Here is a 21,132-nt window from a genome sequence, read left to right as displayed (position 1 = left end):
GCTCATCCGGGGGCGAGCGCGGCCAGTGCGGTGGCGAGCTCCTCGCGGGTCGCCGTGCAACCGCGGCGCGGCACGCCGATCCGATCCAACAACACGAGTCGCACGCCATGGTCGTACTTCTTGTCGCGCATCCATGCAGCCTCGAGACGATCAACGTCGACCGTCGCAGATGTCGGCAATCCCAGCGCGACCAGCAGGTCACGATGAACCTCGACTTCTGCCGCGCTCATCCGCCCCTGGATATGCGATACGTGCGCCGCAGCCATCATGCCGATCGCGATCGGCGCACCGTCGTCGCTGCCGTCGACACCCGTCGCCCATTCGATGGCGTGAGCGAAGGTATGACCATAGTTCAAGAAGACCCGATCGCCGGTCTCACGGTCGTCGCGACTGACGACCGCTGCTTTGAATTCCTGGCTGACCCGCACCGCCTGATTGACCGCTGCCGGATCACGCCCACGCAGCGCACCGGCCAGCGACATCACCGCATTGACGGCGTCCGTGCCCTGCAGAAGCGCATGCTTGACGATCTCCGCGAGGCCTGCACTGTAGCCGCGCTGGTCCTTCCGCGCAGCAACGGCCGTGTCGGCGACCACGGCGACGGGTTGATAGATGGTTCCGATCAGATTCCGTCCCTGCGGCAGGCTGATCGCGTTCTTGCCCCCGATCGCCGAATCAGCCTGTGCGACCAGAGTCGTCGGGACGAGCGCCAGCGGAATCCCGCGATTGAACAGCGCCGCGACCAGGCCGGCGATCTCACACACCACCTCACCGCCGACCCCGATGACGAGATCATTCCGGTGCACCATCTGGGTGGCCATCTGCTCGGCGAGCCGGGCCACCGTCGAGAAGCTCTTCGATCGCTCGTGGTCGTCGACCGTTGCCCGGATCACGCTATGGCCGTCGAGCTGCGACGCGATGGAATCCGAGATCTGCTCATCCTGCGTCGCGGAGATGATGACGACGCTCTCGGCCGCGGCAGCGTTGGGAATCAGGTCGACTGCGCGAGCCGTCACCCCCGGGCCCGCGTGGGCGAAGTACGTCCCGCCGACAGCAGTGACCAGGCAGCTCGACCCGTCACGCAGGTTCGGTGTCGGCGCGAGTCTGTGCAGAACCTCGCGGGCGACATCGTCGGGGCGGCGCCCGTCGGTCTCGACACGGATGGTGGCCGTGGACTCGTACACGGGCATGCGGCTGTCATAGATCTGCCGCACCCCCGACCCATGCAGCAGCGGACGATAGGAGTCGCCATGAACCCGCACAAGCGCCTGTTCGTAGGGGACGTGCAGGTACACCACCGTGTGGCCACCCAGCAGCGCCCGGATCTCACGGTCCATGGGCGCACCGCCGCCCAATGCCAATACCGACGCGCGATCCTCCAGGAGCTCGGTCACCGCGGCGCGCTCGATCTGTCGGAAATACGCCTCGCCATGCAGGTCGAACATCTCGCGGATCGTGCGTCCCTCGTGACGTTCGATGAAGACATCCGTGTCGACGAACGAGACGCCGAGCAAGTCCGCCACGATGCGGCCGACCGTCGACTTCCCGGCCCCCATGAACCCGATCAGGACAACCATAAGCATGTATATTCGTGTGAAGAAGCGGATGCCGATCAGGGCCTGCCTCAGGCACGCCGGGGTTCGACTCATTGACGGCTCAATCATAGGGGACGGCGATGACGCGCAACGGGACGGGCCGGCAGTGGTCCCCTGCGCTCGGGCACCTCCACGGTCCCAGGCTGGCGATCTCTGGAAGCGCATCGGAATCACCGCCGGTGCTGTTGCATCAGGGCTTCATGATCGAGACGGGTCGCGTGTGGGAGCCGCTCCGTTCCGCACTCGCCGCCCATTCGCGCCAGTCGGTCACGCTGCAGGAGCATTATCTGCGCACCATCGACTCAGCGCACGCGCTGGGTCATGATCCCGACGTCGCGTTGGCTGCAACCCTCTCTCTTGCAATCGACCAGCTCGGCGCCGACAGTGTCGACGTGATGGCCGAAGGCGCCGGCACGCAACCCGCGCTGATCGCGGCGCTGAATGACCCGCGCGTGCGCAGCCTGGTGATCTGGGCACCAACGCTCCGACATCTCGATTCGGCAAGACGACTTGTCGCGACGTCGACTGCCGCGTACGACCTCACTGAGGCTGAAGTGAGCATCGGCGTCCACTGCACGCATCAGAATGTCGATGCGCTCCCACCTGCCGCGGGGCTGCAACTCAGGCCGGGCGCACTGGACATCCCCCTTCTGGTCGTGGATGTGGCCGGGTCGCCCGGGGCGGCACTCATCGCCCGCGAGGTACCGGACTGCTCCCTGCTCGTGGCATCCGATTCCACTACGATGCTGGGCGAACGCGAGCTGATTGAGCAGGCGATCGGTTTTCTCAGCACACGAACCGTGCCCCGCAGCGGCACGCGGACGGCCTGAGCCACGGGCGCCCGGCCATCCAGCCTCAGCGGCGCGGTACGACGGCCCAGTGCCGATAGCCTGAATCAGTGACACGGGGCGAGGGCAGCAGACGGCGGCTGTCGCGGATGCCTCGGCAGGGCGCGATCGTGGCCGTGCTGGCCGTGGCCGGGCTCGCCTCGTCGTTCATGTTCACCCTGGTCGTGCCGATCCAGGCCAAGCTGCCCGAACTGCTCAGCGCGAGCCGCGACGACACCGCGTGGGTCGTCACGGCCACGCTCCTGGCCGCCGCCGTCATCACGCCGATCGCCGGTCGCCTCGGCGACATGTACGGCAAGCGGCGGATCGTGCTGGTGCTGCTGGCCGTGCTCGTGCTCGGTTCGGTGATCGCCGCGGTCTCGCCCGGCATCATCGGAGTGATCGTCGGCCGTGCCCTGCAGGGCGCCGTGACCGGCGTCATCCCGCTGGGCATCTCGATCCTGCGCGATGTGCTGCACGAGTCCCGCGTCGACAGCGCGATCGCTCTGATCAGTGCGACGCTCGGCGTCGGCGGCGCCCTCGGCCTGCCGATCAGCGCTCTGGTCACCGAGCACAGCGATTGGCACGTGCTGTTCTGGATGTCGGCGGGCCTGGGCGCGGTGGTGTTCGGCCTGGTGCTGTGGATCGTGCCGGTCGACGTGCTGCGCACCGCGGGCCGCTTCGACCTGCTGGGTGCGGCGGGCCTGGCGATCGGCCTCATCGGCGTGCTGCTGGCCGTCTCACGCGGCAACGAGTGGGGCTGGCTCTCACCGGCGGTGCTCGCCTGCGGGCTCGGCGGCCTGGCGGTGCTGCTGGCGTGGGGCTGGTTGGAGCTGCGCATCGACGATCCGCTCCTGGACCTGCGCGTGGCCGCCCGCCGGGCGGTGCTGCTGACCAACATCGCCTCGGTCGCGATCGGGTTCTCGCTGTTCGCCTCCAACGTCGCCTATCCGCAGATGCTGGAGCTGCCCTCCGGCACCGGCGCGGGATTCGGCCTGTCGCTGCTGGCGGCGAGCCTGATCGTGATGCCGTCCGGCCTCGTGATGATGGTGCTTTCGCCGCTCGCGGGCCGGCTCGCACACACCATGGGGCCACGGCTGCTGCTGCTCCTGGGTTCCGGGGCGCTCATCGTCGCCTACGCGTACACGCTGTTGTTCTCGGCCGAGGTGTGGCAGATCCTGGTGGCGAACATCCTCATCGGCGTGGGCATCGGCTTCGGGTACGCCGCGATGCCGATGCTCATCATGCGCTCGGTGCCGCAGACCGAGACGGGGGCATCGAACGGACTCAACGCGCTGTTCCGATCGCTCGGCACGAGCGCCGCGGCCGCAGTGATCGGCGCCGTGCTCGCGACGATGACCGCCGGCCAGGGCGACGCGCAGGTGCCCACATCGGCCGCGTTCCAGATGTCGTTCCTCCTCGGTGGCGCTGCAGCGGTGATGGCCCTGGTGGTCGCACTGTTCATCCCCACCGGCTCAGACGCCGCCGAGCCGCGCCCGTCGCTGCCGGAGTGACGGGCCTGGCCCCCGATGTCATCCGGCGTCACCGCCGACTCACCCGGGCACCGGCCCCGATAGAGTCGCCACGACGAAAGGCGCCTGACGATGCCCACGATCCGCACTTCCACCGCCGGCAGCCTGCCCCGCACGCAGGCGCTCATCGACGCCAACGGCGCTCGTGAGCTGGCCGAGGACGGTTTCACCCTGAAGACCTCGCCCGCGTTCGACGACCTCGTCGCGGCGGCGGTGGCCGACGTCGTCGCGCGGCAGCGCGCCGCCGGCATCACACTCGTCGGCGACGGCGAGTTCGGCAAGGCGATGTCCAGCGCGGTGGACTACGGCGCGTGGTGGTCGTACTCGTTCCAGCGCGTCACCGGCCTCTCGCTGACCGACGTGAACCCGCTCGTGAACGCCCCGACGGCAGATCTGCACGGCCAGCGCGCCGTCCGCTCCGAGCCCGGCCGCATCCGCCTCACCTCGTTCGTGGACCGCCGTGACCGGCAGCTGTTTCCCGCCGTCTACCGCGACAGCGACACCGTGCCCGCCGGCCGCATCGCGACCAAGTTCCCCACCACGACCGGGCCGATCGGCTACCGGGGCCACGATGCCGTGGCCGCCGACATCCGCCACCTGAAGGCCGCCCTGGAGCCCGGCGAGCAGGGCTTCCTCACGGCGATATCGCCGGGCAGTGCCGCACGCATCGTGAACACGCACTACGCCACCGAGCAGCAGCACATCGACGCGTGGGCCGATGCCCTGCATGAGGAGTACCGCGCGATCGTCGACGCCGGGCTCATCCTGCAGATCGACGACCCCTCGCTGGCCGAGAACTGGGATCAGATCAACCCCGAGCCGAGCGTCGCCGACTACCAGGCGTTCACGAAGATCCGCATCGACGCCCTGAACCGCGCCATCGCGGGGCTGCCGAAGGAGCAGGTGCGCCTGCACCTGTGCTGGGGCTCGTGGCACGGCCCGCACACGACCGACATCGAGCTGCGCCACATCCTGCCGGTCGTGCTGGGCGCGGGCGTCGGCGCGATCTCGTTCGAGGCCGGCAACGTGCGCCACGAGCACGAGTGGGCGGTGTGGCGGGATGCCGACATCCCGGCCGATCTGGTCCTGGTGCCGGGCGTGGTCAGTCACGCCACGAACGTGGTCGAGCATCCCGATCTGGTCGCGCAGCGCATCGGCCGGTTCACTTCGATCGTCGGCCCGGACCGGGTCATCGCATCGACCGACTGCGGCCTCGGCGGCCGCGTGCACCCCGACATCGCGTGGGCCAAGCTCGCCGCGCTGGGCGAGGGCGCCCGGCGCGCCGGCTGACCGATCAAGGCTCGGCGAACACCTCGGCCGCGATCCGGAATGCGGTGTTGGCGGCCGGGACGCCGGAATAGATCGCCGACTGCAGGATGACCTCCTTGATCTCCTCGACCGTGAGGCCGTTGCGCAGTCCGGCGCGCAGGTGCATCGCCAACTCCTCGTGATGGCCGTGCGCGATGAGCGAGGTGATCACGGCGACTGAGCGCGAGCGTCGGTCCAGACCCGGCCGCGACCAGACATCCCCCCACGCCACGCGCGTGATGAAGTCCTGGAAGTCGGCGGTCAGCTCGGACGTGTTGGCCACCGAGCGGTCGACATGCGTGTCGCCGAGCACGGCGCGGCGGACCGTCATCCCCTGGTCGTAGCGCCCCTTGTCGGAGCTGCCGACACCGGCCGGTCGAGTCATGAACGGCTCCTCTCGAAGAAGTCCGTCAACAGCCGCACGACGGCGTCGGGGTCGTCGACGGGTGCCAGGTGCGAGGCGTCCGGGATTCCCGCGGCCCGCCCATCGTGCACGCCATCGGCGATCTCGCGGGCGGATGCCTCGGGGGTCACCTCGTCGTGCTCGCCCCAGACCGCGAGCACCGGCGTCTGGATCTGCTCGAGCCGGTCGCGCACGTCGAAGCCGGCCAGCGCCTCGCAGCACAGCGCATAGCTCTCGTCGTCGGCGTTCTGCAGCGAGTGCAGCAGCCGTCCGGTCAGTTCGGGATGCTCGGCGATCGATCCCGGCGCGAACCAGCGCTGCGCCGAGCCGATGATCAGCGACGATGTGCTCTGCGACCGCACCTGCGTGGCGCGCTCGGTCCAGCCGGCGGCGGAGCCGATGATCGCGCCCGAGCAGATGATCGCCGCTGCCGTGACGGCGTTCGGATGCCGCAGCAGCAGCTGCAGCCCCACGCAGCCGCTGAGTGAGACGCCCGCGTAGAGCACCTGTGTCGCGCCGATCCGGCGGATGTCGTCGGCGACGGCATCAGCCAGCTCACCGATCGTGAACGGCTCGGTCGCCGGCGCCGAAGCGCCGTGGCCGGGCAGGTCCCAGGTCGAGATGCGGAACCGCCGCTTCAGTGCGGGGGCGGCCGAGTCCCACAGGATCGACGACGTGCCCAGCGACGGCCCGAGCAGCAGCAGCGGAGCGTCGGCGGGGCCGACCGGCTCGGTGACGGTGATGGCGGGGACGGTCATGCGCTCTCCTCGGGCGATGCGGGCGGCACGGCCGCTGCGGGTGGCGCGGGCGATGCGGGCGGCGCGGGCGGCGCGGTGGCGTCGTCGACGAGCCGACCGGCCAGACCGGTGTAGGCGGCGGGATCGAGCAGGTCGGCGACGTTCAGATCGGATGCCTCCGGCAGCGTCCGCACCAGCGCGGCGAGGTCGCCGCCGGCGGAGGCGGCCGACACGAGCGCGGTGACGCGTTCTCTGCCGATCAGCGGTGTCAGCACGAGCGAGAGCCGCTCGGCGACGATGAGGCCACCGGTGCGGGCGAGATTGCGGGCGACGGCGTCGGTGTGCACCTGCAGGCCCGCGACCAGGTTCGCGGCGTGCGCGGTGGCGCCGAGGGCGAGCGCGAGCAGGTCTTGCAGCGTCGGCCATTCGGCGTGCCAGGCGCCGTCGGGCCGTTCGTCGACGGCGAGCGCGGCGGCAAGGTGCAGGGTTGCGCCCAGCTGCGGCGCGCGCAGTGCGGCGGAGCGGATCAGCACCGACTCGGCCGGGTTCTGCTTCTGCGGCATCGCGGACGATCCACCGCCGGCGCCCTCGGACAGCTCGCCGACCTCGGTGCGGCCCAGCGTCGTGACATCGGCCGCGATCACGGCGACGGCATCGACGGCCTGCACGAGTGCGTCGCCGAGCTCGGTGACGGGCCAGCGGGTGGTGTGCCACGGCGCGGCGGGGGTGGCAAGGCCCAGCTCGGCGGCGAAGGCGGCCGGCAGTGCGGCGGCGGCGTCGGCTCCCCCGATCTGCACGAACGAGGCGAGCGTGCCGCCGGCCCCGCCCAGCTGCGCGGGCGGGTCGATCGCGGCCAGCCGGGCGACGGCTCGCCGCACGCCGTGCAACCAGACGGCGGCGCGCAGCCCGACCGTGGTGGGCACGGCGTGCTGGGTGAGGGTGCGCGCGGCGGCAGCGGTGTCGCGCTGTGCGGTCGCCAGCGCGGTGAGCCCGGCCTCGAGCGCCGCCATCGAGTCCGCGATGCGCGCCAGTGCGTCACGAGCGATGAGCATCAGCGCGGTGTCGAGGATGTCCTGACTGGTGGCGCCGCGGTGCACCCAGACCCGGGCATCGGCGGCGACCCGGGCCTTCAGCAGGACGACCAGCGGGATGACCGGGTTGCCGCCGGCCACGGCGGCGGCCGCCAGCTCGGGCACGTCGATCTCATCGGCGGCGGCGGCCAGCGCCTTCGTGACGGCGATCGTCGCGGCGTCGGGCGCCACGCCCACGCGCGTCCAGGCACGTGCCAGGGCGGACTCGGCCCGAACAAGCGCGCGCAGGACCGCGGCGTCGGTGACCGTCCCGTCGCCGCCGACGATCACCGGGGCTAGCAGGCCTGCGGTCACATTCGGCCCCTTCTCCTCGGTCACGGCGCGCTCTGGTAGACCGCGCCTCGCGCACCGCGCCCGGCAGGCCCGACGAGCCAGGCCTCAGAAGGCAAGGAACACGGTCTCCTTCTCGCCCTGCAGACGGATGTCGTGGTGCAGGGATCCGTCCGGCAGACGCGTCGCGATGAGCGTAGCGCGCTCTGCCTCATCGAGCGAGGACAGCAGCGGATCGGCCGCCAGCAGCTCTTCGTCCTCGGGGAGGTAGATGCGGGTGTGCAGCTTGTCGGGCAGGCCTCGGGCGAACACCGCGACCGCGAAGAACGGCGCCTTGCCGTCGGCATTCCCCGGATTGCGCGTCCAGAACTCGTAGTGGCCCGAGTCGTTCGTGAACGACCTGCCGAAGCCGGTGAAGGTGTGGTCGTCGCGCCACCGCGCGCCGCGCTCGTGCGAGATGGCGCCATCGGTGTCGGCGCCCCAGATCTCGATCATCGAGTCCGGGATCGGATCGCCCGCGCCGTCGTACACGGTGCCGCCGAGCACGATCGCGCCCGGGCTATGCGGGTGGACGACCTGGTGCATGCGGTCGTATTTGAGCCCGAAGGCGTAAAACGGGCCGATCGTCTGACCCGGTGTCGGAACCAGGACCTTGTCGCTCATCAGTGCTCTCCCTCGGGCTCGGACCAGGTGGCATCGGGTCCGTCGATGACGATGTCCCAGCGGTACGCCATCGAGAACTCCGGGACGGTGAGTTCGTGGTCGTACGTGCTGATCATCCGTTCGCGGTCGGCCTGCCGGCGCACCGAGTTGTAGATCGGGTCCAGCGCGAACAGCGGATCGCCGGGGAAGTACATCTGCGTGATGATGCGCTGCGTGAACGCGCTGCCGAACACCGAGAAGTGGATGTGGGCGGGGCGCCACGCGTTGATGTGGTTCTTCCACGGGTACGGGCCCGGCTTGATCGTGGTGAACAGGTATTCGCCGTTGTCGTTCGTGATGGTGCGCCCGGCGCCGGTGAAGTTCGGGTCCAGCGGGGCGGGGTGCTGATCGCGCTGGTGGATGTAACGGCCGGTGGAGTTCGCCTGCCAGATCTCCAGCAGCTGATTGGGCACCGGGCGGCCCCATGAGTCCAGCAGTCGGCCCCGCACCGTGATGCGCTCCCCCAGCGGCTCGCCCGCGTGCTGCAGCGTCAGGTCGGACTCGATCGCGGCGACGTCGCGCTGGCCGAAGGCCGGTGAGGTCAGCTCGATGGTCTCGGGGTCGACGAGCTTCGGGTTCTTGGTCGGATGCCGCAGCACGCTGGAGCGATACGGCCGAAAGTCGTGCATCGTCAGCGGCAGCTTCTCGCCCGCCGCCTCGCGGCGGGCGTACTCCGCGTGCAGGTCGACGATCTCCTGGGTGATCTGTGCCTGCGGCGGGAAGTCGGGCGAGGCGAGCAGGGACTCGGGCGCGGCCGCGGTGGTCGGCGTGTCTGGCATGGTGTCTCCTTCGACCTGTCCAGAATGACAGTTCCTCTCCAGGGTGGCAGGGTCGCGGCATCCACGCCGTCGTCGTTCTCACTCAGTGAGAGCCGCGCAGGTCCCGGTACAGATCCTTGGCCGCCTGCACGACCAGCGGGGCGAGCCGTCGCTCGTCCGCGCGCGCCAGGTGCACGACGACGCCGATCGCGATCGGCGGCAGGCCCGACACCGACGCCAGCGGTGCCGCCACCGAGACGTTGCCCAGTGTCATCTCCTCGCGGGTGGTCGCATAGCCACGGGTCCGGGCGCGGGCCAGCTGGCCGCGCAGCACGGCCTCGTCGGTGACCGAGTGCGCGGTCTCGCGCTGCAGCGGCACCTGGAAGTAACGGTCCAGCCAGGTCGCGTCGCGGGTGGACAGCAGCGCCTTGCCGACGCCGGTCGTGTGCAGCGGCTGGCGGCCGCCCATCCGGCTCAGCGTGGGGATGGATGCCGCGCCCGTCGTCCGTCCCACGAACAGCGCGGCGGACTCCTCGGGCGTCGGCCCGTCCAACACCGCCAGGTGCACGTTCTCGCCGGTCGCGTCGTACAGCCGCGCCATGTGGGCCAGCGCGCTCTCCCGCAGCCGCAGTGCCAGCGGCGACAGCTCGCCGAGTTCCCACAGCCGAGCGCCGATGCCGTAGCGGTGACCGGGCACGCGGGCCAGCAGCCCCTCGGCGACCAGGTCGGCGAGCAGCCGGTGCACGGTGGATGCCGGGATGCCGGCCCGCTGCGCGATCTCGGCGGCCGTGGCCGCCGGCGCGTCTTCGGTGAAGCACGACAGCACGCGCGTGATGCGCGCCAGCATCCCCTCGGCCATCGGCGTTCCTCCCGGCCCGAGGGTATCGCGGGGTGCCCTCGCACGCGCTCCTCGCTCGCCGACCGGCATCCGTCCGCCACGAGCCTGGGTCCGGACTTTCGACTTGCCACAAGTGGTGACTTTCGGCTCGGAGATTCCGGCCATTTCTGGCAACTCACCGGTGAGGATGCTGGTGGGAGGCGCGACGCGACGTGAGAGGGTGACCCCATGGCGAATTCGCCCTCCGGAGACTCGGTCGCCGATCGCGTGCTGCGCGTGCTCGAGACCTTCACCCCGACCCGCACCATGCAGACCGCGGCCGAGATCGGACGGCGTGCCGGCCTGCCGTCGTCCACGGCGCACCGACTGGTCGGCGAGCTGGTCGAGGTGGGCCTGCTCGAGCGCGACCAGGACCGCCGGGTGCGGGTCGGCATGCGGCTGTGGGAGCTGGCCACCCGCTCTTCCCGCGCCCTGCGGCTGCGCCAAGCGGCGCTGCCGGCGATGGAGCGCGTGCAGGCGCAGGTGCGCGAGCACACCCAGCTGGCCATCCTCGAGCAGGATGAGGCCCTGTTCCTGGAACGCCTGTCGAGCCCGGATGCCACCTCCAACATCACCCGGATCGCCGGCCGCCTGCCGCTGCACGCGTCCTCGTCGGGGCTCGTGCTGCTCGCGCATGCCGAGCCGGAGCTGCAGGAGCGGGTGCTCGGCAGCCGGCTGGCGCGCCTGGCATCGGGCACGATCACCGAGCCGGCCGTGCTGCGCCGCAAGCTCGCCGAGGTGCGCCGGCTGGGTCATGCCGTCGCGCCGGGATCGATCGAGGACGTCGCCACCGGGGTCGCGGTGCCGGTGCGGGACCGCTCCGGCACCGTGGTGGCCGCACTGTCTGTGGTCATCGAGCGGCACGCCCGCCTCGACCGACCCCTGAGCGCGCTGCACGCCGCGGCGCGAGAGATCCGCCGCACCCTGTCGCAGTGACGGGGTATCAGCGGGCCGCGTCGATACGGGTCAGCAGTGTCGTGACTCGTGCGAGCGCCTGATCGGCGGCATCCGGATCGTAATCAGCGAAGCCCCGCTCGAGGAACAGGTGCTTCGAGCCGGGATAGACGAACAGCTCGACCGTCTCGTGCGCATCGGCGAGCGCGCGGGCGGCATAGATGTCGCCTTCGCCGGCGAAGAACGGGTCGGCATCCTCGCCGTGGATCTGCACGGGCACCTCGCCCGGCCAGGCCCCGAACGTGTCGGCGGGCACGCATGAGGAGACGAATACGCCGCCGGCGACCCCCGGCCGGGTCTGCACGAGCTGCTGCGCCGGCAGCACCCCCAGCGACAGCCCCATGCACACGATGCCGGCCGGCAAGTCGGCCGCAGCGGCCGCGCCGCGCGCGATGATCGGCTCGAGTCCGACACGCTCGGCGTATTCCATGCCCGACTCGATCGAGTCGAACACGCGGCCGTCGAAGAGGTCGGGCACGTGCACGACGTGTCCGCCAGCACGGAGCCGCTGCGCGAGCGCCTCGACGGCGGCGGTGCGTCCGAGCACGTGGTGGAACAGGATGATCTCAGCCATCGGCACTCCTTCGTCCGGTCTGTCTGGTTCGTCCGGTCTGTCTGGCGTGCATCCGACGATAGGCGTGGCCACCGACACCCACACCTGTACCGGTCCGATTCTCATTGAATGGGTGCATGGTCGTACCGCCGACGACCACTGGCCACAATGGGGACAGCACCGGCATCGCCCGCCGGCCGTCGCTGAGCCAGTCGAGGGAGACGCCATGACCACCACCGTCCGCACCCAGGTCGCTATCGTCGGCGCCGGCCCCGCCGGCCTGATGCTGGCCCATCTGCTCGGCCGCGCCGGAGTGGAATCGATCGTGATCGACGACCGCACCCGCGACGAGATCGAGCAGACGATCCGTGCTGGCATCCTCGAGCAGGGCACCGTCGAGGCCCTGCTGGCGTCGGGCGTCGACACCCGGGCGCATGAGGTCGGAGCCCGCCACGACGGGATCGAGCTGCGCTTCGAAGGTGCCGGACACCGCATCGACTTCGCCGACCTGGTCGGGCGCGGCGTCTGGCTCTACCCGCAGCATGAGGTGCTGCAGGATCTGCTGGGCACGCTGCTGCCGGCGGGCCAGGACATCCGCTTCACCACCAAGGCGGAGCGGGTCGAGGACGTCGACTCGACGCAGCCGAAGGTGATCGCCGTCGACGCCGACGGCGGCACGCTGGAGATCACCGCCGACTTCGTGGTCGGCGCCGACGGCTCGCACTCGGTGACGCGCAAGGCGATGTCGGGCTCGCACAACGGCCTGTACCGGGAGTACCCGTTCGCCTGGTTCGGCATCCTGTGCGAGGCGCCGCCGAGTGCGCCCGAGCTGATCTACAGCAACTCGCCGAACGGGTTCGCGCTGATCAGCCAGCGCTCCGACACGGTGCAGCGGATGTACTTCCAGTGCGAGCCCACCGTCGATCCGAACGCCTACTCCGAGGCCGAGCTCTGGGAGATCCTGCAGTCACGGGTGCCCGGCACCACGCTGAAGGAGGGGCGAATCTTCCAGCGCGACGTGCTGCAGTTCCGCAGCTTCGTGGCCCGCGACCTGCGCCGCGGCCGAGTCGCCCTGGTCGGCGACGCCGCGCACACCGTGCCGCCCACCGGTGCGAAGGGGATGAATCTGGCGATCGCCGACGTGCTGCTGCTGGACCGCGCCCTGCAGGCGTTCTTCCACGACAACGACACGCGGCTGCTGGACGCCTACGAGCAGACCGCGCTGCACCGCATCTGGAAGGCGCAGAACTTCTCGTGGTGGATGACGAGCATGACCCACCAGATGCCGGAGGCATCCGGGTTCGACCGGATGCGGCAGCTGGGCGAGCTGCGCTCGGTCACCGACTCCCGGGCCGGACGCATGTATCTCGCCGAGGCGTACACCGGATGGCCGGTTGACCTGCACATTTGATTTTGCTGTGACCCGGCGCTCAGACCCGCCGGCGGGCGTAACGTTCGAAGCGGCACGGCAACGCAGCGTGCACCCGCTGGGGCGATGGGCCCACCGCACGAAGCCGTTGCATTCTGTGAAACCGCGCATGGAACCGAATTCACGTCGAAGTGAAGGAGTTTGACATGCACACAGTAATCACGCTCCGCATCGGGTGGCTGCCATGAGCGGCACCGGTGCGGCGAGCACCCGGAGGGCGAACCCGGAGGGCGAGCCGATCCCACAGGAGTCACGGCTGGTGATGGCGCGGCTGGACCGCATCCGCACCTGGTCGATGTCGCCGGCGTTCCTGGCGATCATCGGGCTGGGCTTCCTGTTCACGTTCTACGACATCTTCGACATCAACGTGTCGTTCGTGCAGATGTGCACCCAGCTGGTCACCGGCTGCACCCCCGAGACCGCGTTGGATTCGCTGGCACTGCCGACGGTGCTGAACCTGCTCGGCTACGTGGTCGGCACACTGGTGCTCTCTCCGCTGTCGGACCGCATCGGGCGACGGAACATGCTGCTGATCACGATGCTGATCACCGGGCTGGGGTCGCTCTATTCGGCCCTGTCGCCGGACTTCGGCAACTTCGTCGTCTCGCGCATCATCACCGGCATCGGCGTCGGAGCCGATCTGGCGATCGTGAACACGTACGTCGGCGAGGTCGCGCCCAAGCAGTCCCGAGCGAAGTTCACGACGGTGGTGTTCATCATGTCCGCCCTGGGCGCGTTCTTCGGCATCTGGCTCGGCCTGATCCTGACCACCGGTCCCGCCCCCTGGCCGACCGGCATCCCGTTCGCCACGGGTCTGGAGAGCGGGTGGCGCTGGATGTACGTGATCGGCGCCGTGCTGGCGGTGATCGCGATCATCCTGCGGTTCCAACTGCCCGAATCGGTGCGCTGGCTGCTGCAACGGGGCCGGACCCTGGACGCCGACGTCATCGCGACCGACATGGAGAAGCGCGCGGCCCGTCGTGGCCCGCTGGCCGCACCGAACCTGGATGAGATACCCACGCACTGGCCGCCGGCACGGCGGATCCCGTACGGCGACATCTTCCTGAATCCGGTGTACCTGCGCCGCGTCATCCTGCTGTTCTGCATGTGGTTCGTGGGCTACATCACGGTCTATGCATTCGCGGCAGGTTTCACGACAGTGCTCACCTCGCTGAAGTTCAGTCCGCCCGAGGCCGGCGTGATCGCCGCGGTCGGATCGGTCGGATTCATCATCGAGGCCGTGGTGATGTCGTTCATCGTCGAGAAGCTGGAGCGCCGCTACTGGCTGCCGATCGGCACCGTCGTCACTTTCATCGGCGCGTTCGTGGTCGCCCTCGGCGGCAGCTCACTGACGATCGTGTTCATCGGTGCGATCCTCATCTTCGCCGGATTCAACCTGTGGGTCTCGCCGAGCTACGCGCTGACGGTCGAGAGCTTCCCGACCCGGGCGCGCTCGACCGGATTCGCGATCGTCGACGGCGTCGGCCATGTGGGCGGCGGGATCGGCATCCTGATCCTGGCGCCGCTGGTGCCGCACCTGTCGGTGCTCGGTGCGCTGATGCTGATCTCGTCGTTCCTGATCATCGCGTCGATCCTGGCGCAGTTCACGGCGCACACCCGCAACCGCGTGTTCGAGGAGGTCTCGCCGTGACCGCAGTCAGTCTGCCGGCCGGCGCAGGAACTTCGTGACGCCCAGGCCGGGGATCAGGAACAGCAGCACCGCGGCCAGCACCACGAGCAGTGGCACGGTCCAGGCGCCGGTGGCCTCGCGCAGCGCACCCAGCAGCATCGGGCCGAACGCGGCCACCGCATAGCCGAGCCCCTGCACGATGCCCGAGCGACCGGCGGTGGTGTGCTCGTCATCGCCGAATCCGTTGATCATGATGAACACGACGGTGATGCCGGCGCCCTGCGCGAGGCCGCCGATCGCGCACCACGCCAGCCACAGCCCGGGCAGGAACAGGAACCCGAGGGGCACGACCAGCCAGCCGATCCCGACCGCGAGCACCCCGGCCCGGATCGACCGGCGGATCGTGATGACCGGCAGCAGGAGGCTGCCGGCGATGCCGGCGATCTGGAAGATCGACGCGATCGCCCCGGCCGCCGTGCCGCTGAAGCCCTGGTCGGCCAGCAGGGTCGGCAGCCACGCCGTCATCGCATAGAAGGCGAACGCCTGCCCGGCGAACGCCGCCGCCAGCAGCCAGGTCGGACCGTGCCGCAGCACCGACACCGCGCCCGCACGCGGCCCGGCGCTCTGGCCGGCGCGCGGGAGCAGCGCCGTGCGCCAGCCGCGCAGCGGCAGCCACACGGCCAGCGCCGCCAGACCGAACACCGACCAGGTCAGTACGGCCGCCCGCCACCCGATCATGCCCGACAGCGGCTCGGTGGCGATCGTCGCGGTCATCGTGCCGACGTTCAAGGCGGAGGTGTAGACGCCGGTCATGGTGTGCGCGGTGCGGCTGCGGTATTCCCGAGCGATCACCATGGGGATCACCACGTTGCCGATCGTGACGAAGGCCCCCAGGATCGCGGCCCCCGCCAGCGCCGCCCAGATGCCGCCCGACGACCGCACGATGCAGCCGGCGATCGCACCGACCATCGCCACGGTCAGCGCGGCGTCGGCGCCGCCGCGTCGGATCAGCGCGATGGCAAGCGGGGCGCCGATCGCGAAGCAGAACACCGGGATGCTGGTCAAAAGGCCCACGACCGCGGCATTGGCGCCCAGGTCCGAGCCGATCTCGCGCGCGACCGGGGCCACGGCCAGGATCGGGCCGCGCAGCATCGCCGCCGCGAACACGACGACGATCGTCAGCAGTGCCAGCGGCCGAACCGGCAGCCGGGCGGCGGAAGGTGCGGCCATTTCCGCAACGCTACTCGCACTGGACTAGGGTCTGGTGCGGTGAGAGTTGACGCGGCGACCAGGACGGGCTCAGCCGTCGCGCTCACCGTCGCGGTGCTGCTGGTCGCGGCCAACATGCGGCCGACGATCACTTCGCTGGGTCCGCTGCTGGCTCAGATCGGCACCGGCACCGGCATGTCGGCGGCCGCGCTGGGCCTGCTCGCGGCCGTGCCGCTGGTCGCCTGGGCGCTGATCTCGCCGCTCGCGCACACGCTGAGCCGGCGCTTCGGCATGGCCCGCACCGTGTTCTGGTCGCTGGTGCTGCTGCTGGCCGGCACGATCGTGCGGTCGCTGCCGGGTCCGGTTCTCAGCCTGTGGCTGGGCACGGCGCTGATCGGCGCGGCGCTGGCGATCGTGAACGTGCTGATGCCGGCGATGATCAAGCGCGAGTTCCTGCGCGTGCCGCTGATGATGGCGCTGTACACCGCGCTGCTGAGCGGGGTCGGTGCAGTCGCGTCCGGCGTCGCGGTGCCGGTCTCGCAGGTCGGTCCGGGGCCGGGCGGCGCCGGTTGGCGCTTCGCGCTGCTCATCATCGGGGCCGCACTGCTGCCGTTCGCAGCGATCGCGTGGGGCATCGCCACTCGCCGCACCGATGGCATCCACGCCCGCCCGACCGTCGATTCGACGGCGCATCGTGCGCGCACCGGCATCTGGCGGGATCGGATCGCCTGGCAGGTCGCCGGCTACATGGGTCTGCAGTCGGCGAGCTTCTACATGCTGGTGACGTGGCTGGCCGCGTATTCCACGTCGTTCGGCCGCAGCGAGGCGCTGGCCGGTGTCGACGTGATGGTGTACCAGATCTTCTCGCTGGCCGGATCGCTGGGCGTTCCGTTCGCATTGCGCGGGCGGGGCGTGCGGATCGCCCCGGCCGCGATCCCGGTGCTGGGGATCATCGGCACCGCAGGCCTGATGCTCGCCCCGGGCGGGGTGGACCTCTGGGTGGCGATCGTCGGGGTGTTCTCGGGCTCGTCGCTGGGCATGGCGCTGACCCTGCTCGCGCAGCGCTCGCGCGACCACGACACAGCGGCCGCGCTGTCGGGCATGTCTCAGTCGGTGGGCTATCTGATCGCGGCGGTCGGCCCGGTCGTCTTCGGCGCTGTGCACGCGGTGACCGGCGGGTGGATCGTGCCCCTGATCCTGCTTGCGGCCGTGATGGCAGGGCAGGGCGTGGTGGGCATCTTCGCCGCCCGTGACCGGTTCGTGCTGGAGGCCTCCTGAACGCTACTCGGCGACCCCGGCGAGTCGCCGCATCAGGCTCGTGAGCAACGCCCGCTCGTCGTCCGTGAGCATGTCGAAGTGCCCGCGCTGGTGCTCGGTCACGCGGGCGTGCGCTCGCTCGCACGCCGCGCGACCCGCGTCCGTGGCCACCACGACGTTGACACGGCGGTCCTGCGGGTCAGGTTCGCGGCTGACCCAGCCGCGTCGCTGCAGTCCGTCGACCAGGGCGACGATCTGACTCGGGTCCAGCCGCAGGAACTCGCTGAGCTCACGCTGCGTCGGCCTCTCGTCGGAGGCAGCCAGCGCCAGCACCGAGTACGACCGCACTTTCAGCCCCTCCTGCGCCAGCGCCGCGTTCGCACCCGCCAGCGAAAGAGAGTTCGCGCGGGCCAGCAGGAACGCGAGGTCCCCGCTGACCGAGGTGTTCCAGAACCGCTGATCCGTGCCATCGCGCGTCTGCACAGCCATGTGATCCATCGCGCCTCACTTCCTCGTTCGATCTTCGTCGACAACGACAATTGACTTTTTCAATGATTTAGGTTTACATCGGATTCACGTACAACGCAAAGGAGCAGCGGATGTCACTGCAAGGCAAAGTCGCCATCGTCACAGGATCCGGCCGCGGGTTGGGCCTGGCCTATGCGCAGGAACTCGCCCGCCAGGGCGCCGCCGTGGTCGTCAACGACGTCGATGCCGCGACCGCCGCCGATGCCGTCGCCTCGATCACCTCCGCCGGCGGTCAGGCCGTCAGCGTCGTCGCACCGGTCGGGTCGACCGAGACCGCGAAGCAGCTGGTGCAGACGGCCGTCGACACGTACGGACGCCTGGACATCCTCGTCACCAACGCCGGCGTGCTGCGGGACACCGTGCTCTGGAAGATGAGTGACGACGACTTCGACACCGTCATCGGCGTGCACCTGCGCGGCACGTTCACCTGCGTGCGCGAGGCCGCCACCTACATGCGTGCCAACGAGATCGCCGGGCGAATCATCTGCATCGGCTCGCCCACCGGGCAGCGCGGCAACTTCGGCCAGACCAACTACGCCGCAGCCAAGGCGGGCATCGTCGGTATGGTGCGGACCTGGGCGCTCGAGCTGAAGAAGGCCGGCATCACCGCCAACGCCGTCATCCCGGTGGCCGCCACGGCGATGACCGCAACAGTCCCATATTTCGCGGCCGCGATGGAAGCGGACGCGCAGGGCGAGCCCATGCCGCCGTTCTTCCGCCACGACCTCGGCTTCGGCACCGCCGACGACGTCGCAGGCCTGATCGCCTACCTCGCCTCGGACGAGGCATCCGGCGTCAACGGCCAGGCCATCGGCGTCGGCGGCGACCGGCTGCAGGTCTGGTCGCACCCGGAGCCGGTCGTGACCGCGTACCACGACGGCGGCTGGAGCTACGACGCGCTGCACGCGGACTTCGCCGGTCTGTTCCAGGCGCAGGACGTCGGCGAGAAATTCCCGCCGCTGCCCGACGACCTGCAGCCCACCGCCGCGAAAGCCTGATCCCGATGACCCGCTACGAACCTGCGATCGACGTCGCCGCGCTCGACGCGATCGATGTGCACGTGCACATCGAGGACGACGGCCACGGCGGCAACTCCTTGCCCGCCGAACTGGCCGCGGCGGCCGACAAGTACTTCGGCGCGGGCGGCCCCGCCCGCGACATCGACTCCGTCGCCGCGTACTACCGCGAACGCAGGACCGCGGCGGTCGTGTTCACGGTCGACGCCGAGACGCAGCTGCACCACGCCCCGATCTCGAACGAGGACATCGTCGCCGGCGCCGTTCACAACAACGACATCCTGATCCCGTTCGGCTCCGTCGACCCGCATCGCGAGGACGCCCTGGACCGCATCGGGCGGCTGGTCGAGGACAGCGGTGTGCGCGGGTTCAAATTCCACCCGACCGTCCAGGGCTTCGACCCGAGCGACGAGCGCTGGTTCCCGCTCTACGAAGCGATCCAGGACGCCGGCATCCCCGCCTTGTTCCACACCGGGCAGACCGGCATCGGCGCAGGCCTGCCGGGCGGGTACGGGTTCCGGCTCGGCTACTCCAATCCCATGCTCCTGGATGCCGTCGCTGCCGCCTTCCCCCACCTGCAGATCATCATGGCCCACCCGTCGGTGCCGTGGCAGGACGAGGCGCTGTCGGTGGCCACCCACAAGCACAACACCTGGATCGACCTGTCCGGCTGGAGCCCCAAGTACTTCCCGGCTGAGCTCGTCCGCTACGCGAACTCGATCATCAAAGACCGCGTCCTCTTCGGCTCGGACTTCCCGCTGATCACTCCGGACCGGTGGCGCAAAGACGCCGAGCAGACGGCGTTCAAACCCGAAGTGATGCCGTCGATCATGAAAGGCAACGCCGTGCGCCTGCTCGGACTTGACCGCTGACCTGCCATCCGCATCCGCCTGACATCGAGGAGAGACAATGACCACCACCGTTGCATACGCAGACCTGCCGGGCCTCGTGGGCCGCGACCTCGGCTACACACAGTGGCGCGAGGTCACCCAGGACCAGGTGAACACGTTCGCCGACGCCACCGATGACCACCAGTGGATCCACGTCGACCCCGAGCGCGCCAAGACCGGCCCGTTCGGCGGTGCCGTGGCACACGGGTTCCTCACCCTGTCGCTGACGATCCCGATGTGGACCGAGCTGCTGGATGTCGAGGGCGTGACCACGAAGGTCAACTACGGACTCGACAAGGTGCGCTTCGTCTCGCCGGTGAAGGTCGGCTCTCGAATCCGGATGAACGCCGTCATCGCCGACATCACCGAGGTCGCCGGCGGCTACCAGATCGCCGTCGATCAGACGATCGAGATCGAGGGCGGCACGAAGCCCGCCGTCGTCGCCCGGGGGCTCAGCCGGTTCTACGCCTGAGCCGCACCAGGCCCACCCAGTACCCGCCCGGCACCGGGCATCCTCCACCCGAATCGCAATCACACACGCAGTAACAAGGGAGTCACTGAAATGAAGAAGACCCGCTTCACGGCCCTCGCCGTGGCCGCCGCCGCTGCGCTGGCACTGACCGCCTGTTCATCCGGATCGCTGAGCGGCGGCGACAAGAGCGGCGCTCCCGCCGGCGGCGGCGACCTCACCCCGGTCACCGTCGGCCTGCTGAAGATCGCCCCGTCCGCCGCTGTGCAGATGGGCATCGACGACGGCATCTTCAAGAAGCACGGGCTGGACGTCAAGGTCCAGCTCGGCCAGGGCGGCGCCGCACTGCTGCCGGCCGTGTCCAGCCAGTCCATCCAGTTCGCCGTCGGCAACCCGCTGTCGGTGCTGGTCGCGGCCAGCCAGGGCCTGGACATGAACATCATCGCCGGCTACTCCAGCATCGAGGTCCCCGAGGACAAGGCGCCCTCCGGCGTCGTCGTGAAGAAGTCCTCCGGTATTGCGTCATGGAAGGACCTCGCCGGCAAGACGGTCGCCGTGAACGCCTTGAACACCCAGGGCGACCTGACCACGATGGCCTCGGTCGAGGCCGAGGGCGGCGACCCGAAGGCGGTCAAATTCACCGAGATCGCGTTCCCCGACCAGCTGGCCCAGCTCGAAGAGGACCACATCGACGCGGCCTGGGTGCCGGAGCCGTTCCTGTCCGCCGCGCTCGCGCAGGAGGGCATGACCTTCCTGGGCGACCCGATGCGCACCATCCCGAACCTGTACACGATGGTGACGTTCACCTCTGGTGCCTACGCGGATGCCCACCCCGAGGTCGTGAAGGCGTTCCGCGACGCGATCAGCGAGAGCACGAAGGCTGCCATGGACGACACCGCGCACTACGACGACGCGATCGTCGCCTTCACCGGCATGCCGGCCGACGTCGTGAAGGGCATCCACCTGGAGCACCTGACCGGCCAGCTCGACCGCTCGGTGATCGAGAACCTCAGTACGATGGCGCAGAAGTACAACTTCGTCGCCAAGGCACCCGATCTCGACAAGGTCATCGTCGACTGATCCGTCCCGGCGCCGCC

At 69.8% G+C, this 21,132-nt stretch carries 21 protein-coding genes; 11 read left to right on the top strand and 10 right to left on the bottom strand.

From position 1 onward, the window contains the following. Nucleotides 1-2: 2 nt before the first annotated feature. Nucleotides 3-1,649 (bottom strand): bifunctional shikimate kinase/3-dehydroquinate synthase, encoded by a 1,647-nt coding sequence (locus ABD705_RS03325; RefSeq protein WP_344780512.1) that lies wholly within the window; start codon nt 1,647-1,649, stop codon nt 3-5. 125 nt (nt 1,650-1,774) lie between these two features. Between ABD705_RS03325 and ABD705_RS03320 the strand changes: the two genes are divergently transcribed. From ABD705_RS03320 to ABD705_RS03310, 3 genes are all read left to right on the top strand, one after another. Next, nucleotides 1,775-2,425: a hypothetical protein gene (locus tag ABD705_RS03320; protein ID WP_344780510.1), complete on the top strand. Its 651-nt coding sequence runs from the start codon at nt 1,775-1,777 to the stop codon at nt 2,423-2,425. A gap of 107 nt (nt 2,426-2,532) precedes the next feature. Next, the gene (locus tag ABD705_RS03315; RefSeq protein WP_344780991.1) at nt 2,533-3,936 is read left to right on the top strand and encodes an MFS transporter; all 1,404 of its coding nucleotides are present in this window, start codon (nt 2,533-2,535) and stop codon (nt 3,934-3,936) included. A gap of 90 nt (nt 3,937-4,026) precedes the next feature. Continuing rightward, complete coding sequence (locus ABD705_RS03310; protein WP_344780508.1) at nt 4,027-5,244, top strand: cobalamin-independent methionine synthase II family protein; 1,218 nt, start codon at nt 4,027-4,029, stop codon at nt 5,242-5,244. A 4-nt stretch (nt 5,245-5,248) separates the two neighbouring features. Here the strand turns inward: ABD705_RS03310 and pcaC are convergent, their stop codons facing one another. The 6 genes from pcaC to ABD705_RS03280 form a co-directional block, all read right to left on the bottom strand. Continuing rightward, nucleotides 5,249-5,647, bottom strand: a complete 399-nt coding sequence (gene pcaC, locus ABD705_RS03305) for a 4-carboxymuconolactone decarboxylase (protein WP_344780506.1) — start codon at nt 5,645-5,647, stop codon at nt 5,249-5,251. Further along, entirely contained in the window at nt 5,644-6,423 is a 780-nt protein-coding gene (locus ABD705_RS03300) for an alpha/beta fold hydrolase (RefSeq protein WP_344780504.1), read from the bottom strand. Before ABD705_RS03300 ends, pcaC begins: the two co-directional genes overlap by 4 nt. After that, on the bottom strand, nt 6,420-7,787 hold the full coding sequence (locus ABD705_RS03295) for a lyase family protein (RefSeq protein WP_344780502.1): 1,368 nt from the start codon (nt 7,785-7,787) through the stop codon (nt 6,420-6,422). The genes ABD705_RS03300 and ABD705_RS03295 overlap by 4 nt, the downstream gene beginning before the upstream one ends. A gap of 84 nt (nt 7,788-7,871) precedes the next feature. Beyond that, nucleotides 7,872-8,426, bottom strand: coding sequence for a protocatechuate 3,4-dioxygenase subunit alpha (pcaG, locus tag ABD705_RS03290; protein WP_344780500.1), 555 nt, complete (start codon nt 8,424-8,426; stop codon nt 7,872-7,874). Continuing rightward, nucleotides 8,426-9,244: a protocatechuate 3,4-dioxygenase subunit beta gene (gene pcaH / locus ABD705_RS03285; RefSeq protein WP_344780498.1), complete on the bottom strand. Its 819-nt coding sequence runs from the start codon at nt 9,242-9,244 to the stop codon at nt 8,426-8,428. Before pcaH ends, pcaG begins: the two co-directional genes overlap by 1 nt. An 82-nt stretch (nt 9,245-9,326) precedes the next feature. Beyond that, complete coding sequence (locus tag ABD705_RS03280) at nt 9,327-10,082, bottom strand: IclR family transcriptional regulator (protein WP_344780496.1); 756 nt, start codon at nt 10,080-10,082, stop codon at nt 9,327-9,329. Between the two features lie 207 nt (nt 10,083-10,289). Here ABD705_RS03280 and ABD705_RS03275 point away from each other — a divergent pair, with 207 nt between their 5' ends. Further along, complete coding sequence (locus ABD705_RS03275; protein ID WP_344780494.1) at nt 10,290-11,036, top strand: IclR family transcriptional regulator; 747 nt, start codon at nt 10,290-10,292, stop codon at nt 11,034-11,036. Nucleotides 11,037-11,043: 7 nt separating this feature from the next. On the opposite strand, the gene ABD705_RS03270 is transcribed toward ABD705_RS03275, so the two are convergent. After that, nucleotides 11,044-11,628: a dienelactone hydrolase family protein gene (locus ABD705_RS03270; RefSeq protein ID WP_344780492.1), complete on the bottom strand. Its 585-nt coding sequence runs from the start codon at nt 11,626-11,628 to the stop codon at nt 11,044-11,046. 205 nt (nt 11,629-11,833) lie between these two features. Here ABD705_RS03270 and ABD705_RS03265 point away from each other — a divergent pair, with 205 nt between their 5' ends. After that, nucleotides 11,834-13,018: a 4-hydroxybenzoate 3-monooxygenase gene (locus ABD705_RS03265; protein ID WP_344780490.1), complete on the top strand. Its 1,185-nt coding sequence runs from the start codon at nt 11,834-11,836 to the stop codon at nt 13,016-13,018. A 202-nt stretch (nt 13,019-13,220) separates the two neighbouring features. Further along, complete coding sequence (locus ABD705_RS03260; protein WP_344780488.1) at nt 13,221-14,687, top strand: MFS transporter; 1,467 nt, start codon at nt 13,221-13,223, stop codon at nt 14,685-14,687. Between the two features lie 6 nt (nt 14,688-14,693). Here the strand turns inward: ABD705_RS03260 and ABD705_RS03255 are convergent, their stop codons facing one another. After that, nucleotides 14,694-15,896, bottom strand: a complete 1,203-nt coding sequence (locus ABD705_RS03255) for an MFS transporter (RefSeq protein WP_344780486.1) — start codon at nt 15,894-15,896, stop codon at nt 14,694-14,696. Between the two features lie 39 nt (nt 15,897-15,935). Here ABD705_RS03255 and ABD705_RS03250 point away from each other — a divergent pair, with 39 nt between their 5' ends. Further along, nucleotides 15,936-17,153 carry an MFS transporter gene (locus ABD705_RS03250; protein ID WP_344780484.1) on the top strand — a complete coding sequence of 406 codons (1,218 nt, stop codon included), beginning with the start codon at nt 15,936-15,938 and terminating at the stop codon, nt 17,151-17,153. Between the two features lie 3 nt (nt 17,154-17,156). Here ABD705_RS03250 and ABD705_RS03245 read toward each other — a convergent pair whose 3' ends face one another. Further along, the gene (locus ABD705_RS03245) at nt 17,157-17,621 is read right to left on the bottom strand and encodes a MarR family winged helix-turn-helix transcriptional regulator (RefSeq protein ID WP_344780482.1); all 465 of its coding nucleotides are present in this window, start codon (nt 17,619-17,621) and stop codon (nt 17,157-17,159) included. A gap of 110 nt (nt 17,622-17,731) precedes the next feature. On the opposite strand from ABD705_RS03245, the gene ABD705_RS03240 reads away from it, so the two are divergent. The 4 genes from ABD705_RS03240 (at nt 17,732) to ABD705_RS03225 (ending at nt 21,115) form a co-directional block, all read left to right on the top strand. Then, nucleotides 17,732-18,658, top strand: a complete 927-nt coding sequence (locus tag ABD705_RS03240; RefSeq protein WP_344780480.1) for an SDR family NAD(P)-dependent oxidoreductase — start codon at nt 17,732-17,734, stop codon at nt 18,656-18,658. Between the two features lie 5 nt (nt 18,659-18,663). Further along, on the top strand, nt 18,664-19,548 hold the full coding sequence (locus ABD705_RS03235; RefSeq protein ID WP_344780478.1) for an amidohydrolase family protein: 885 nt from the start codon (nt 18,664-18,666) through the stop codon (nt 19,546-19,548). 37 nt (nt 19,549-19,585) lie between these two features. After that, complete coding sequence (locus tag ABD705_RS03230; protein WP_344780476.1) at nt 19,586-20,038, top strand: MaoC family dehydratase; 453 nt, start codon at nt 19,586-19,588, stop codon at nt 20,036-20,038. Between the two features lie 90 nt (nt 20,039-20,128). Next, on the top strand, nt 20,129-21,115 hold the full coding sequence (locus tag ABD705_RS03225; protein WP_344780474.1) for an ABC transporter substrate-binding protein: 987 nt from the start codon (nt 20,129-20,131) through the stop codon (nt 21,113-21,115). Nucleotides 21,116-21,132 lie beyond the last annotated feature (17 nt).

This window comes from Microbacterium kribbense (assembly GCF_039537285.1).
GTDB lineage: Bacteria > Actinomycetota > Actinomycetes > Actinomycetales > Microbacteriaceae > Microbacterium > Microbacterium kribbense.
This window is presented reverse-complemented; position numbering and strand designations above follow the sequence as displayed.